Source organism: Ruegeria sp. CDSC042 (assembly GCF_059610745.1).
This window is the reverse complement of sequence record NZ_JBXWOF010000003.1, coordinates 281,055-294,867: the sequence shown is the minus strand read 5'-3', so window position 1 is coordinate 294,867 and position 13,813 is coordinate 281,055. Positions and strand designations below refer to the sequence as shown.

At 54.0% G+C, this 13,813-nt stretch carries 14 protein-coding genes and 1 pseudogene; 6 read left to right on the top strand and 9 right to left on the bottom strand.

Going from position 1 to position 13,813, the window contains the following annotated elements:
* Position 1: 1 nt before the first annotated feature.
* Together phnA and AC2FHX_RS09150 are read right to left on the bottom strand one after the other, a co-directional pair.
* On the bottom strand, positions 2-1,246 hold the full coding sequence (gene phnA, locus AC2FHX_RS09155; RefSeq protein ID WP_271949911.1) for a phosphonoacetate hydrolase: 1,245 nt from the start codon (positions 1,244-1,246) through the stop codon (positions 2-4).
* A gap of 19 nt (positions 1,247-1,265) precedes the next feature.
* Positions 1,266-2,453 carry a 2-aminoethylphosphonate--pyruvate transaminase gene (locus AC2FHX_RS09150; RefSeq protein ID WP_142637685.1) on the bottom strand — a complete coding sequence of 396 codons (1,188 nt, stop codon included), beginning with the start codon at positions 2,451-2,453 and terminating at the stop codon, positions 1,266-1,268.
* A gap of 119 nt (positions 2,454-2,572) precedes the next feature.
* Here AC2FHX_RS09150 and AC2FHX_RS09145 point away from each other — a divergent pair, with 119 nt between their 5' ends.
* Positions 2,573-3,463: a LysR substrate-binding domain-containing protein gene (locus tag AC2FHX_RS09145; RefSeq protein ID WP_142637687.1), complete on the top strand. Its 891-nt coding sequence runs from the start codon at positions 2,573-2,575 to the stop codon at positions 3,461-3,463.
* 32 nt (positions 3,464-3,495) lie between these two features.
* Here AC2FHX_RS09145 and AC2FHX_RS09140 read toward each other — a convergent pair whose 3' ends face one another.
* The 3 genes from AC2FHX_RS09140 to AC2FHX_RS09130 all read right to left on the bottom strand — a co-directional run bounded on the left by AC2FHX_RS09140 (position 3,496) and on the right by AC2FHX_RS09130 (position 7,781).
* On the bottom strand, positions 3,496-5,517 hold the full coding sequence (locus AC2FHX_RS09140) for a putative 2-aminoethylphosphonate ABC transporter permease subunit (protein WP_282022012.1): 2,022 nt from the start codon (positions 5,515-5,517) through the stop codon (positions 3,496-3,498).
* Positions 5,514-6,629, bottom strand: coding sequence for a putative 2-aminoethylphosphonate ABC transporter ATP-binding protein (locus AC2FHX_RS09135; protein ID WP_281973207.1), 1,116 nt, complete (start codon positions 6,627-6,629; stop codon positions 5,514-5,516). The genes AC2FHX_RS09140 and AC2FHX_RS09135 overlap by 4 nt, the downstream gene beginning before the upstream one ends.
* Before the next feature lie 132 nt (positions 6,630-6,761).
* On the bottom strand, positions 6,762-7,781 hold the full coding sequence (locus AC2FHX_RS09130; RefSeq protein WP_271949918.1) for a putative 2-aminoethylphosphonate ABC transporter substrate-binding protein: 1,020 nt from the start codon (positions 7,779-7,781) through the stop codon (positions 6,762-6,764).
* 498 nt (positions 7,782-8,279) lie between these two features.
* Between AC2FHX_RS09130 and AC2FHX_RS09125 the strand changes: the two are divergent.
* Positions 8,280-8,513: pseudogene (locus tag AC2FHX_RS09125) on the top strand (transposase); the annotation flags it as partial.
* A gap of 49 nt (positions 8,514-8,562) precedes the next feature.
* On the opposite strand, the gene AC2FHX_RS09120 reads toward AC2FHX_RS09125, so the two are convergent.
* The 4 genes from AC2FHX_RS09120 to AC2FHX_RS09105 all read right to left on the bottom strand — a co-directional run bounded on the left by AC2FHX_RS09120 (position 8,563) and on the right by AC2FHX_RS09105 (position 10,421).
* Positions 8,563-9,402 carry an EamA family transporter gene (locus tag AC2FHX_RS09120; protein ID WP_496701306.1) on the bottom strand — a complete coding sequence of 280 codons (840 nt, stop codon included), beginning with the start codon at positions 9,400-9,402 and terminating at the stop codon, positions 8,563-8,565.
* Positions 9,403-9,454: 52 nt separating this feature from the next.
* Positions 9,455-9,646 carry a hypothetical protein gene (locus AC2FHX_RS09115; RefSeq protein WP_496701304.1) on the bottom strand — a complete coding sequence of 64 codons (192 nt, stop codon included), beginning with the start codon at positions 9,644-9,646 and terminating at the stop codon, positions 9,455-9,457.
* Positions 9,647-9,973: 327 nt separating this feature from the next.
* Entirely contained in the window at positions 9,974-10,192 is a 219-nt protein-coding gene (locus tag AC2FHX_RS09110) for a hypothetical protein (RefSeq protein ID WP_496701302.1), read from the bottom strand.
* On the bottom strand, positions 10,185-10,421 hold the full coding sequence (locus AC2FHX_RS09105; RefSeq protein WP_496701300.1) for a hypothetical protein: 237 nt from the start codon (positions 10,419-10,421) through the stop codon (positions 10,185-10,187). The genes AC2FHX_RS09110 and AC2FHX_RS09105 overlap by 8 nt, the downstream gene beginning before the upstream one ends.
* Positions 10,422-10,481: 60 nt before the next feature.
* Between AC2FHX_RS09105 and AC2FHX_RS09100 the strand changes: the two genes are divergently transcribed.
* From AC2FHX_RS09100 to AC2FHX_RS09085, 4 genes are all read left to right on the top strand, one after another.
* On the top strand, positions 10,482-10,667 hold the full coding sequence (locus AC2FHX_RS09100) for a hypothetical protein (RefSeq protein WP_142637697.1): 186 nt from the start codon (positions 10,482-10,484) through the stop codon (positions 10,665-10,667).
* Between the two features lie 21 nt (positions 10,668-10,688).
* Positions 10,689-11,837 carry a TRAP transporter substrate-binding protein gene (locus AC2FHX_RS09095; protein ID WP_142637699.1) on the top strand — a complete coding sequence of 383 codons (1,149 nt, stop codon included), beginning with the start codon at positions 10,689-10,691 and terminating at the stop codon, positions 11,835-11,837.
* A gap of 113 nt (positions 11,838-11,950) precedes the next feature.
* Positions 11,951-12,463 (top strand): TRAP transporter small permease, encoded by a 513-nt coding sequence (locus AC2FHX_RS09090; RefSeq protein ID WP_281973202.1) that lies wholly within the window; start codon positions 11,951-11,953, stop codon positions 12,461-12,463.
* Positions 12,464-12,475: 12 nt separating this feature from the next.
* Positions 12,476-13,804, top strand: a complete 1,329-nt coding sequence (locus AC2FHX_RS09085) for a TRAP transporter large permease (protein ID WP_142637703.1) — start codon at positions 12,476-12,478, stop codon at positions 13,802-13,804.
* Positions 13,805-13,813 lie beyond the last annotated feature (9 nt).

Here is a 13,813-nt window from a genome sequence, read left to right as displayed (position 1 = left end):
ATTACTGCGCCGCCGCTGTGGTTGCATAGAAAAACGCATCAAAATTGCGCAACTCGGGCGCAGTCCCCAAGTCGATAACCCGGTTTACGATGAAAGGAACTTCCTGCTCGGTCAGTCCACCGTGGCTGCGCAGCGGCTCGTTGAGAGCGGCCAGATCGTGGCGGTCTTCAGAGGTACCGATACAGATGTTCTCACCCGAGACCATCACAATATCGCCAATGCGGTCACCGGGCAGTTCAAAGCGCTTGATCGCCTCTTCTTTGGTCAAAACATGAGTGATGCCGGGTGTAGCTTTCAGTTTGCCGATGATGTCGTTGCGATCCGCGTCTTCGGGTAGATAGCAGGTGGCAAACGACCCGAGTGCGCCGTGGTGCACCACATAGGGGTCCGTGATCGGCAAGATGACACGGGCCGCGTCCTTGCCCAGCCATTCATCCACCAGATCCTGCACATATACCACGCTGGGCGAGCCATCGGCGTGGTGCTTGGGCTTCATGCCGTGGTCGGCGGTGACCACGATGGCAGCGCCCATGGCGTCCAGTTCGGTCAGATATTTGTCAAACATCTCATAGAATGCCTTGGCCTCGGCCTGATCGGGTGCGTATTTGTGCTGCACGTAGTCGGTGGTGGTCAGATACATCACATCTGGTTTCCACTCTTTCAGCAATTTGACACCCGCAGCAAAGACAAACTCGGACAACTCTGCCGAATAGACCTCGGGTTGGGCCATGCCCAACCATGCGCTTGCTTTCTCCTGACCATGCTCAGCCTGGGTCGACGTGTCGGACTTTTCCGCAGAGAAGCATTTGGCCCGGTCGTCGTCGAACTTTAGACCCGCCCCCAACAACGCGCGCAGCTTGTCCTTCGCGGTGACTATGGCCACCTTGGCGCCAGCGTCATAGAACTGCTTGAACACGGTCGGTGCACGCAAAAAGCGCACATCGTTCATCATCACTTCTTCACCACTGTCCGGATCAATCAGATAGTTTCCACAGATGCCGTGCACGATAGGCGGACGGCCAGTCGCAATGCTGAGGTTGTTAGGGTTAGTAAACGACGGGATCACCGAATGGGCCAGCCGGTCAGTGCCGGTTTCGCGCATTCGCTTGAGAGTCGGCATCAGACCGTCAGCAATAGCTTTGTCCAGGTATTCTGGCTCACAGCCGTCAAGGCAGATGGCAATGGCGGGAACTTTGGGCATCGGGTAGACACGCTCGTTGGCTTCAACAGGGGTGTGGATGGTCATTTGGTTTGTTCCTTGATCCTTAAGCGGCCAGTTTGGCGCGTTCTTCTAAAGCTTGGAGAGGAGGTGTGGCACTCGACACACCCATTTTTTCCAAAGTTTCCTTGGCGGCAATTACAACTTTCCGCATAACCTTGTCGTCCATCTGACCGATGCACCCAACGCGGAAGCTGTCGACGACGGTCAACTTGCCGGGGTAAATGATGAACCCTTTTTCTTTCATCAGATTGTAGAACTGATCAAAGACAAAGTTATCATCGGCCGGGCAGAAGAATGTTACGATGATTGGGCTCAGCCAGCGATTGTCGAGCAGAGTTTCGAAACCCAGCTCACGCATGCCGGCGACCACAACATCCCTGTTGCTGGTGTATCGGGCTCCGCGACCGGAAACGCCGCCCTCAGCCGCATGTGCCCTGAGGGCTTCGATGAAAGCGGCAACCACATGGGTGGGCGGCGTAAATCGCCATTGACCGGTTTTGTTCATATGCGCCCACTGCGCGTGAACGTCCAGAGACAGCGAATGACTGTTACCCTTGGCATCCTCAAGCTCGTTCTTGCGCGCGATTATGAACCCAAACCCCGGAACACCCTCAATACACTTGTTGGCGGACGAAACCATTGCCTCATAGCGGACTTCCGTAGGCTTCAACTCGATCGCACCAAAGGCTGACATTGAGTCGACAAGAAGTTTGCGACCAGCGGCGTAAACCGCCTCCGATATTTCCTCTACCGGATTCAGAATGCCCGAGCTTGTTTCGCAGTGGATAGCAACGACATGGGTGATCGCGGAATCATTCGCCAGAATCTCGGCAACTTCTGAGCCACGCGGCGGCAGATAGTCGCCCTTGTCCAAAACAACATGATCGCGTTCCAGATACTCGAGCGTTTGCGCCGAGCGCTGACCGTAAGCGCCATTGGCCAGCACCAATGCCTTGCCATCGCGCGGAATGAACGAAGCCAGCATTGCCTCTACTGAAAACGATCCGCTCCCCTGCATCGGTACGCAGTCAAACTCATCGGCGCCCTCGCCAAGCAATGCCAAAAGACTGGAGCGCAACTCCTGGGTCATACCCCGAAAGTCATCATCCCAGCTTCCCCAATCCCTCAACATGGCTTCTTTCACGGCGTATGACGTGGTCAAGGGGCCAGGAGTTAGTAGATAGGGCTCGCCGAGACGCGGTTGTTCAATTTGAGGAAAAGAAGACGTCATAACCAAGCTCCAGATCAACGTTTCAAAGACACAGTTGCAGCAACCGCAGCTATATGTGAAATTGCAAATATCAATCTAATTATAAGCTCAGCCTATGCTCGAACCTTCAGGAGTTTGAAATGCGACATAGCCAGCTCAAAGCCTTTCATTTCGTGGCCAAATATGGTGGGTTTTCGCGTGCTGCAGAGGCGCTTTTTTTGACGCAGCCAGCAATTTCAGAGCAGGTTCGCAAACTTGAGCAGGATCATGATTTGTTGTTGTTCAAGCGTGAGCGAAAAAGAGTGAACCTAACCCCGGAGGGGACGCAGCTTTACCGGTACACCAAGCAGTATTTTGAGATCGAGGATCAGATCGAGGACTATCTGTCTGAAACGAGGGCTGCGATCGACGGCGAGCTGCGGATCCTTGCCGATTCCGCGCACCACTTGACCGACTTTCTGGGGCCGTTCCGAGAAAAATATTCAAACATTACGATTACCGTCCGCGCTGGCAACACCGAGGATATTTTGGAGGAGCTCAGATCTTACAATGCGGAAATTGGTGTTGTTGGCAGCGTGTCTCCCGGCAAGGACATGAGCGTTCTTAGCCTCGGTTCGACCGAGATCGTGGCATTCACGGCCCGCAGTTTGCTTCTCGCCTCAAAACCTACATTGTCCCTCGCAGAGTTGGCGGAGTTGCCTCTCATCTTCAGGGAACAGGGATCAAAAACACGTCAAAAGCTCGAAGATGAAGCCAGTAAACGGGGGGTGCCGCTGAAACCGGCGATTGTGGCCGAAGGAAGAGAGGCCGTCAGAGAGTTGGTGGCATCAGGTGCAGGTATCGGGTTCGTGTCCCAGGCAGAATACGGTCACGACGACCGACTCAGACAAATCAAGCTGCAAGACGTCGACCTGCAAATGGGAGAAAGTATGATCTATCTGTCCCAACGGCGTGAGGTGAAGACCATTCGCGCCTTCATGAAATTCGCCAATTCTGTTCTAGAAGAAAAACAAAACCCCACCAATCAGTGATCGGTGGGGAGATGCCTAAATGGGCTTTCTTGTTAGCGAGTTCGCCAGGCTTGCGTGCGACCGAGGACGCCTTTGGAAGCAATCAGGTGGATGATCCGCGCTGCGGCGTTTGTGTAGAAGATCATCATCCCCATTGCGGCAGCCGGCGCAATATCGCCCGCATCGTCCATGTTTAGCACTGCAATAGATGCCAACGTGGTTTTGGGCGAGTATAGGAACACAACCGCAGATACCGTCGTCATTGCGTTTACGAACAGATAGATTGATATGTCCAGCACGGCTGGCAGGCAAACAGGGACCGTGACACGGGCAAACAACTTCATCGTCGGTTGCTTGAGCGAGGCTGATACCGACTCGAATTCTCTGTCCATCTGCTTGAGTGCTGTCACTGCCGTCAGGTGCGACACAGTATAGAAGTGTGTCACCGTACAGATCACCAAAATTGCCATTGTTCCGTAGATACCGTTCAGCGGATTAGACGGGCTATTGAAGAAGAAGATGTATGACAGGCCCAGTACCATGCCCGGGATCGCCATTGGCAGCATCGCGAACATCTGAAAGATCGATCGACCTGTTCTGAACCCGTTCGACTTTTCAACCAGATAGGCACCAAAGAAGACGACTGAAGTACCGATCACCGCCGTCAAAAGCGCCAGCTTGATCGAGTTAATGTAGGAGCCCCAACCGCCACCATCCATCTTGTTGAAATCGTAGTTCTTCAGGCTCAGGCTCAGGTCGTAGGGCCAAAACTTGATGAGCGCCGCGAATTGGCACACAGCCAACAGCCCAACGATGAACAAACCGATCAGACAGCAATAGACTAGAAAGAACCGATCTGCCTTTCGATTTGGGGTTGGCTGGTACGGGACCGACCGGGCCGACAATAAGGCAACCTGCTTTGATTGCACCATGCGGTCGATCGCGAACGCCAGGATTGCCGGGATCACCAGAACGACCGAGACTACGGCACCCATTTCAAAGTTCTGCTGGCCGATCACCTGCTTGTAGATATCAACTGCCAGAACGTTGAACTGACCTCCAATCACTTTTGGCAGACCAAAATCAGTTATGACCAGATTAAATACAACGAAAGCGGCCGAGATCAGACCATATCGCGCGCCGGGAACGGTGACCGTCCAAAAAGTACGCCACGGCGTTGAACGCAGGCTGACTGCAGCTTCGTATAGTCGTGCATCAGAGATCGCCAGCGCCGTTGAAATGATCAGGAAGGCGTGCGGGAAGGTGAAGAACACCGAGCCTATCACGATGCCAATCGGACCATAGATACTGGCGCCGAACAGCAACTCTTTTATCATGCCCTGATTGCCGAACAGATAGACCAGCGCGATCCCGGGCAAGAGCGAAGGCACCAGGATCGGAGCCATCGCAATCAGACGAAACACACCCTTGAACCGCATGCAACTCCGGTTCAGCGCATAAGCGAACCAGAACGCCAAAGTTACTGTGACAATGGTGCTAATTACAGAAATCCAAAGGGAGTTCTTGATAGAATTGAACAGTGCCGGGGTTGAGAAGTAGTTGACGAAATTTTCCAAGCCTCGCGATTGAACTGGCCTCAGCTGAACCCGCCGGAACTGATTGGAATCGAGCGTGACCCAATCCGTATTGTCTTGCAGCGTAGAACCGACAAGAAACCGCCCGGTGTCGCTTGTGTTACGGATTTGGTACATGACCGGACTGCGAAAGCTGAAATCGGGAAAAAGCTCGGTTACCGAAAGCCGCCCGTCTGAGCCGGTAGACAGTTCGGTGCCTGAAAAAGCCCCGGTTTGTTCGTTCAGTGTGTCGGCTGACAGGATGGTTCCTTCAAATTGCCCCGCTTCGTCACTGACCTGAAACTCGTATTGTGACAACTCCATCCGATAGGTCGAGAATGACTTGGAAAGCATCGTGTAAAGCGGCAGGACCAACGTCGCGACCAGATAGAGTGCGATCACGATCATGCTGCCGCGCATCAGGATGTCATCCCTGCTGAGCTTGGGTTTGATGTCAGGTCCGGCTGGAAGAGTCCCCGGGTTGGTTGAAATCTCGCTCATGCTGCCGTCTCCGGAACATCGAAGGCCATTAGCCGGTTTTCGGGCAGTTCAATCACCATGGTCCTACCCTCTTCCAGTTCTAGGCGGCGCACGGCATTGATCGAAAAATCTGCGATCAGTTCCGAAGATCCAAATCGCTCGTTGCTCAAGCGGCATCGCCAGAATGAACCGAGGAATTCCATTTCATCGAGAGTGACGTCGATGCAATTCCTGTTGCCGCCGGTATCGAGATAACCAGCCTCATGCGGGATGATATCCTCGGGTCGGATCGCCGCAATCGCTGGCATTCCGTCGTTGAACGTGTGGCTGAGGCACGCAAAGGTCTTTTCGCCGACGCTCAGTCGACCACCCTTGGTGACCTGAGACTGGATCTGGTTCATTTCCCCGATGAAGTCTGCCACGAACAAGTTTGCGGGTTCTCGGTAAATTTCTGTAGGTGACCCCACCTGCTCGATAACCCCATGATTCATGACCACGATCCGGTCCGCCATCGCCAGCGCTTCTTCCTGATCATGCGTAACCATCACAGTAGTCACACCCAGTTTGCGCTGCAGCTCTTTGATTTCGTGACGTAGATGGACGCGCACCTTTGCGTCCAATGCCGAAAGCGGCTCATCCAGCAACAAGAGACCGGGGTTGGTCGCAATGGCGCGGGCCAACGCAATCCGCTGCTGCTGGCCACCGGACAATTGCGCAGGATACTTTTTGCCTTGTTCAGGCAACCCAACCAAATGAAGCAGTTCGCTGACACGAACGGCAATATCCGATTTGCTGCGACCAGTGTTTTCCAAGCCGAAAGCAATGTTCTTTTCGATCGTCAGGTTCGGGAACAAGGCGTAAGACTGAAACACAATCCCGAAATCACGCTCTGACGGCGGCAGATTTGACACATCCTTGCCGTCTTGCATGACAGTGCCCTTGGTTTGCAGATCGAGACCCGCAATCGCCCGGAGCAAGGTTGTTTTGCCGCAACCCGACGGCCCCAGAAAGCAGACAAATTCGCCTTCATTGATTTCGAGGGATATGTCCTTGAGTGCAAGAAAGCTGCCGAACGCCTTCCACAAATTCTGGATGCTTAGATACAGTTCACCGGGTGGGGTTTTCTGAAGCACGGGAGCGGTCCTCATATCTGCACCTCGGGAACGGCCGATCTGGGCCGGTTGAAGCCGGGCGCGCTGGTCGCGTTGTTTGGAAAAATAGAGTGGTGTGCAGAAGAGGTGCTTACACCTCCTCTGCAGGTTGGTTTACTTCGCTTCAGACTTCCCGTCATAGCGAGACTGCCATTCTTTCAGTATCGCCGCGCGGTTGTTGGCGGCAAATTCAAAGTCGTTGTCGATCATCGCATCCAGAAGACCTTCAGGGAAGTGCTCGACCGGTTTTGCGACGCCAGGATAGGCGACAACGGCGTACCCTGTGTTGTACATCTCGTTGGCTTCCTTGGTGACGGTGAAATCAACCAGTTTCTGCGCGGCTTCGAGATTTGCAGTACCGGCAACAATAGCGGTCGCTTCCATGTCCCAGCCGACACCTTCTGACGGGACAATGATCTCAAGCGGCGCACCATCAGCTTTCGACTTAGCACCACGGAAAGCAAAAGAGATGCCAATCGGGATCTCACCTGCAGCAGCCAGTTTGCACGGCTTTGAACCAGAGTGGGTATATCGCGCGATGTTCTCGTGCAATCCGTCCATGTACTCCCAGCCGCCTTCTTCGCCGAACATCTGCAGCCAACTTGAAACATCAAGGAAACCAGTGCCCGACGAGTTCGGATTTGGCATGATCACCTGATCCTTATACATGGGGTCTGTAAGATCCTTCCATGAAGTTGGTGGCTTCAGTCCCGCCTTCTCGGCCTCGACGGTATTGTAGCAAACTGCGGCAACCCAAGCGTCCATGCCAACCCATGCCGGAGGATTGTCGCCATCGACAAATTTCGCGTCTAGGTCGCCAACACCCGCAGGCGCGTAAGGCTCCAGCATACCTTCCGACTTGAGCAACAACAGCGAAGTGGCTGCGAGACCCCACACGACGTCTGCCTGAGGGTTGTCCCTCTCGGCCAACAGTTTGGCGGTGATGATCCCGGTCGAATCCCGGACCCAGTTGATTTTGATGTCCGGATTGCTCGCATTGAACGTCTCAGCGTAGCGCGCCAGGTCTTCAGCTTCGACGGCTGTGTAAACTGTCAATTCGGTTTCAGATAACGCAACTGTAGCAGTCAAGGAGCTTACGGCCAGGGCTGCAAGAAATTTGGTCTTATGTTTCATCGTGATCCTCTGTCGGTTGATTATTCTCGGGAACGCCATTCTTGAGCAGCGCTTATTTGCAGTTCCATGCCCCGGCAGTGTGACAGATAAATAGATCAAGAAAAATCGATTATACCTTCCACATCATAAGCAAAACCTATGAAAGGCAATCCGCCCTAGCGCTCGGAATTGAGTGTCATACCCCATTGATATGAGATAGGAACTCTCCCTGCACCAGTCACCCAAGAGTTTCGTTCAAATCAGTGCGCTTCGGCATTGGCCCATCGAACGGGCGGTGGGCTACGAAATCCGAGGCTACATACTGCTACCTGTCGACTGACCAGCCGCCAATCGAACATGACTGTCATAGTGCTCGCAAATACCTTCGCAAATGTCTGACGTCAGCACTTGCGGGACAGTACAGGTCGATTTGATAAGAGAGATTTTCTGGCACATCGTACCCGCCAAGGAGTGGAGGTGAGATAGAAACCCAGAACACGTAAGAGCCACGGCGAAAAGATCGTCAAGGATATCCGTCGTGCTACCCGCAAGCACTATTCAGCGGAAGAGAAGATCTGGATCGTTCTGGACAAGCGCAAGGGCGAAGGCAGCATTGTGGAGCTGTGCTGCCGGGCAGGCACCGCTCAGAGTCTGTACTATAGCTGGTCCAAAGAACTCCCTGAAGCTGGCAAGAAGCGCCCTGCGGGCTATAAGATACGTGCGGCGTCCTTATCCGAAGTTAAAGACCTGCGCCTTGGACTCGTTATCCCGCAACTTCCTTCTCCTTAGTCCAACTTGTACGTCATCTTGTTAGGGCCAGAACCACAATTCCAACTGCTACGATTATCGCCGCCAGGAGCCTGTTGGATTTTGGGCCCTCACCAAACCACATCACACCTATTATTGAAGCGAAGATGACCGAACTTTCTCGGAGCGCTGATACAACACCCAACGGCGCGAAACTCTTAACATAGAGCACCAGACCATAGGCTAAGCCGGAAATGATTCCTCCTGCTAAACCTGACCAGACATATCTCTTTGGAAGTGCGATGAGGCGGTCCCACCGAGTCGAGAAGATGAACCCCGCCACGAAGATCTCGGCCACGAACAATACCGTGATATATCCAAGCGTATTCCCTGAGAGTCTCACGCCAATACCGTCAACCAGAGAGTAGGAAGCAATCATCAAACCAGTTCCGAATGCCGCCGCGATGCCTACCCAGTTCGTTCCCTTTCCAAGTCCGCCAAAAGACAGGCAACCGATGCCGGCCGAAATGCAGACAATACCGATCCACGCGCCCGGAGGAAGGAATTCACCGGCAAGAAAGACCGCTCCCAACGCCACTAATATGGGCGTTATCCCGCGCGATATGGGGTACACCACCGATAAATCGCCGTAACGGTAGGCGGTGTTGAGAAACCAGTAGTATCCCCAATGAATCAAGGTGGAACCAATAATGTATGGAATTGCAGCCATTACTGGAAAGCCCGTAAAAGGAAGCACGGCAAGCGCAGGTATGGCATGCCCGATCGAGATTAATCCCAACATAATGGCCTTGTCAGGCGCGCCCTTTACGACCGCATTCCACAGCGCATGAAGGAAAGCCGCAAACAGTACGATGAGGATCGCATGTACTGTCATTGCTCGTCGCAATCAGCGAAATCGCCTTGTAGACACATATGATTTTGCACCTCTATGCGCTCTGGTTCATGCGCTGATCGACTGGCGTTCTACTAAATCTTTGCTTGTATCGCTGCGAAAGCGTCGTACAGGAAACAAATCCACAGGCCAATGCAATTTCTGTCATATACAGGTCAGTGAATTCGGCGATGGCATGAGCCTTCTCCAACCGCTCTGCCATATAGTTTGGCTTTGAGTTCGTCATGGTTCGTAACGAGGTTAGGCATTGATTGGCGGTCAAAACCGTCAGGCTTCCGTGTCTTGAGAGAATTCAATCAGAATTGAAGAAAACGTATTATATGCGAAATGAACGCCGCAGGGCCCTATACCCGCCTCAAGGCCAAATCCGTTAACAACATTCAACACGCCAGCAGGCAGGATATCCGCGATCAGTTCACAGAACACCATGATTGTCGCTGGCGTTGCTTGGCCGGATTCAGAACCACGCGATAGCCAGCAGCTCCAGATTGTCTTCCAGCTATTGCTCTATCCGCATGAGAACATTCGCGCGCTCGGTCACGCTGGTCGAACCTCAGGCATCGGCAGCCGGATGCGCTGGGTCCAGCGCGGCCTCAACGTCTGAAGCATCAGACCGTGTGATCTGGCCAATAGGCTGGACGGGAATCGGGCTTAGATTGTCAAAATACCGGCCTGCCTTTGGCTTGCAAAAGCCGCCTCCGATCAAATTGTCATAACGGGATGCAGGGGGCGAGATACTCGTTACCGCCTGCAGATTGGTCATCTCATTCATTGAATTTCTCCATAAGTTCACGGTCGGGGGTTTTGACATCCCGCGCATCGGCTGATGCAGCGGTGTGGAACCCGGCCCACCGTTCTTGTTGTACGGCAACTTGGCTAACATGATGAATTTTCAGAATGTATCCGACCATAATAGTATTACTTTGGTCGCTGCTTGGGGTCTTCCTGTCCGCAATCGCCGAGAGCGCCAAAAAATGCGCCTCAAATGTAAGCGCTTGCACGAATCAAATGTAAGCGCTTACAGTGTCGCTCAGAACTGCAACCTTTTCGGATCCTGTTTTATGTTCCTTACCGCCTCGCTGATCGTCTTTGTCATCTACTTCGCCAACGTCGCTCTGGGGGCCTTTGCAGCAAGCGCATTCCTTGGGGACGTGGGCGAAATGCTGGTTCTGTTTGCCGCGTCGATATTGTTTGTCGTCGCCATTCTTCAAAAAGAGGCTGACCGAAACAAAAAGAACGGCAGCTAAGGATTTCTGGGAGGAAACATAATGGACAAAGATCGCAAGGACCTTGCGTCGGCAGCACGCCGAAATTTTCTGAAATTGACGGCAACAGGCGGCTTCACAGCGGCCATGGTAGCTGGTGCTGCGGGGACGTTGTGGTCAACTGAAGCTGCAGCGCAAAGTGCCAGCGAAGAGCGCGACCGCGAGGCTGCAGCGGACCATATCATGGTTCTGGCAACTGCCTATCCGGTCGGTGCGTCGCGTGGTTATCCAATCATGCAGCTGGACCTGAAGGAAAACATCCAGAACGCGACCAACGGCAAGGTCTATGTCAAACTCGCGCCTGGCGGGCAGCTGGGTGCAGGCGGCGCGCTGGTGCAGGCGGTGCAGGGTGGCACAATTCAGGCAGCACAGCATTCGCTTTCGAATTTCGCGCCGTTTGCGTCGACCGTTGACCTGATCAACATGCCGTATCTGTGCGGGTCAAACCAGCGTTTCACAAACCTCGTCAACTCGCAGTTCTGGAAGGACACGGTCGAGCCGAAGGTTGAGGAGAACGGCTTCAAGGCGTTGTTTTATATCAACATCGACCCCCGTGTCGTTGCCATCCGCAAGGGTGGCCCCGGACCGGTCCTGACACCTGGCGACCTGTCCGGCGTCAAGTTCCGCGTTCCCGGCTCGAAGATGCTGCAGCAATACTACCGCATGGTTGGTGCAAATCCGACGCCTGTGGCCTGGGGAGAAACCCCGTCTGCGATCAAACAGGGCGTCGCTGACGCGCTTGACCCGTCCGTGGGTGCGCTCGAAGTCTTTGGTTTCAAAGATATCCTGAGCCATGTGACTTTCACCCAGGCCGTGCCAGACAGCCAAGTTTATTCGTGCAACCTGGAATGGTTTAACTCAATGCCCGCCGACGTGCAGGAAGGGATCATGTGGGGGTCCGAGATGACCTCGCACCAGAACCTTGCCAAAGTGCCATCGGCCCGCGCCTACGCTATGGCCGAACTGATCAAAGCAGGTGTCGAATTCCACTCGCTCAGCGAAGAGCAACTGGCCGAATGGAAAGCCGCTGGTGGCTACCAACGGTCCGAATGGGACGAGTTCAAGATCGATCTGGCCGGGTCCATGGACAACTTCGCCAAGATGGAAGAAGCCGCAGGTACCCAAGGCAAGTACTACGTGCATGACGCTTAACTGTCGGGTCGGGCGTGCCTCCACGCGCGCCCGATCACCAATCTTTCCCGCCTCAGTAAAATCCAAACGCGTCAGCGCGGTGCGTTTTGCTAGGCAAATCAGCAGGTTCTCACATGAGCTTTTTGCGCCGAATTGATAGAGACGCCGAGCGCTGGTTGCTTCTGGTCTTCTACGTGATGCTTGTCATCACCATGGCGATCGAGGTGCTGCGCCGGGAAATATTCTCTTTTTCCTCGATCTGGGGCGAAGAAATTGTGCGGTACTCCTTCATCTATCTCGCATGGATTGGTGCTGCGGCTGCAGTGAAAGAGCGCGCGCATATCCGCATTGACGTGCTGATGCACTACCTTGGGCCGCGTCCGAAGGCTTTGCTGTATATCTTTGGCGACCTGGTGATGTTCGGTGTTGCTGTGATTGCCCTCTATTGGTCTTACGAAGCCGTGCATGTGTCTGCCAAATTCGGGTCGGTCACGGACGGGCTGCGCATTTCCAAAGTATGGTTCCTGATGGCGGTTCCATTGGGGTTCGGCCTGATCATATTGCGGCTGATTCAATCCCTACTGCGCGACATCCATTCTCTCAGAACGGGCAAACCCGTTTTTGAGGGCGACACACTCTTTGATTGAGGGATGATTTGAATGCTTTGGCAAACCTTTGATCAAACCGTCGAGCTGGGTTGGGATTTCTATCTGCCCGTTATCATATTCGTCTCGCTGATTGCACTGGCGGTTCCGGTTTGGGCCGCCATCGGGACCTCGGCGATCCTGATGTTGGTCATGTCCGGCGACCTTCCCCTGAGCCTTGTTGGTGAAAAGCTGTTCACCGGCATTGATGCCTTTGCGCTGACCGCGGTGCCGCTGTTTATCCTGACAGGGGACGTGCTGGTCCGAACCGGGCTCAGTCGAAAATTCCTTGATGTTGCCGAGGCACTGACGTGTTTCACCAAGGGTGGTTTCGGGTCTGCGACGGTTCTTGTCTGTGGCATGTTCGCGGCCATTTCGGGATCGGACGCAGCTGGTGCGGCCGCGGTCGGACGTATGACTATCGCACGCTTGGTCGAAAGTGGCTATCCGCGCCCCTATGCCTGCGCTCTGGTGGCGGCGGGCGCCTGTACCGGCATTTTGATCCCACCGTCGATCGCCTATATCATCATCGGCCTTGTTCTGGGGATATCCGCATCGACCTTGTTCCTTGCGGCTTTGATCCCTGGGATCGCGATCCTGTTGTCGATCCTGATCACGAACCTGATCGTGAACCGCATCTACGCCTATGAAGGTGGCGGACAGATGACGATGGCCGAATGGTTGGGTAATCTGGGCCGTGCTCTAAAATCCGGTTGGTATGCGTTTATCGTGCCGGGCATCATCTTTTACGGCATATTCTCGGGCCGCCTGACACCAACAGAAGCGGGTGCAACGGCCGTCGTCGTGACAATCATCATGGGCTTTATTCTGCGGACGCTGTCCCTTGCGGATTTTCCCGCCATGCTGGTCAGTTCGGCAAAGGTGAACGGCGTCATCCTTCCCATAATCGCTTTCTCGGCTCCGCTGGCCGAAGCGCTGGCCATCATGGGTGTGCCGCAAGGTTTTGTGACATCGGTGACCGGGCTGACGGATGAACCATGGTTACTTATCCTGCTGATGATCGGAATCCTGATCGCCGCCGGTTGCGTTATGGAAACCACGCCGAATATCGTGATCCTTGCGCCTATCCTGAAACCACTCGCGGACAACATCGGCATGAACGAGATACAGTTCTGCATCATGATGATCACAGCTCTTGGCGTAGGCTTCATCACGCCGCCATTGGGGCTCAACCTGTTCGTGGTGTCTGGCATAACCGGGGAATCCATCCTCAAGATTGCCGCCCGTGCCGTTCCCTTTGTTCTTTGCATGTTCTTGGTTGTGTTGCTGATTGCTTATATGCCAGCGATTTCGACTACGTTCTTGCCCGAAATCTACAAGTAGGACCTCGCT

Bases quoted from the DNA above. Each gene is read 5' to 3' on its own strand.
- AC2FHX_RS09115 (WP_496701304.1), bottom strand. From the start codon at position 9,646: ATGACGAACTCAAAGCCAAACTATATGGCAGAGCGGTTGGAGAAGGCT.
- AC2FHX_RS09085 (WP_142637703.1), top strand. From the start codon at position 12,476: ATGCTTTGGCAAACCTTTGATCAAACCGTCGAGCTGGGTTGGGATTTC.
- AC2FHX_RS09110 (WP_496701302.1), bottom strand. From the start codon at position 10,192: ATGAATGAGATGACCAATCTGCAGGCGGTAACGAGTATCTCGCCCCCT.
- AC2FHX_RS09130 (WP_271949918.1), bottom strand. From the start codon at position 7,781: ATGAAACATAAGACCAAATTTCTTGCAGCCCTGGCCGTAAGCTCCTTG.
- AC2FHX_RS09090 (WP_281973202.1), top strand. From the start codon at position 11,951: ATGAGCTTTTTGCGCCGAATTGATAGAGACGCCGAGCGCTGGTTGCTT.
- AC2FHX_RS09150 (WP_142637685.1), bottom strand. From the start codon at position 2,453: ATGACGTCTTCTTTTCCTCAAATTGAACAACCGCGTCTCGGCGAGCCC.
- AC2FHX_RS09145 (WP_142637687.1), top strand. From the start codon at position 2,573: ATGCGACATAGCCAGCTCAAAGCCTTTCATTTCGTGGCCAAATATGGT.
- AC2FHX_RS09120 (WP_496701306.1), bottom strand. From the start codon at position 9,402: ATGACAGTACATGCGATCCTCATCGTACTGTTTGCGGCTTTCCTTCAT.
- AC2FHX_RS09095 (WP_142637699.1), top strand. From the start codon at position 10,689: ATGGACAAAGATCGCAAGGACCTTGCGTCGGCAGCACGCCGAAATTTT.
- phnA (WP_271949911.1), bottom strand. From the start codon at position 1,246: ATGACCATCCACACCCCTGTTGAAGCCAACGAGCGTGTCTACCCGATG.
- AC2FHX_RS09140 (WP_282022012.1), bottom strand. From the start codon at position 5,517: ATGAGCGAGATTTCAACCAACCCGGGGACTCTTCCAGCCGGACCTGAC.
- AC2FHX_RS09100 (WP_142637697.1), top strand. From the start codon at position 10,482: ATGTTCCTTACCGCCTCGCTGATCGTCTTTGTCATCTACTTCGCCAAC.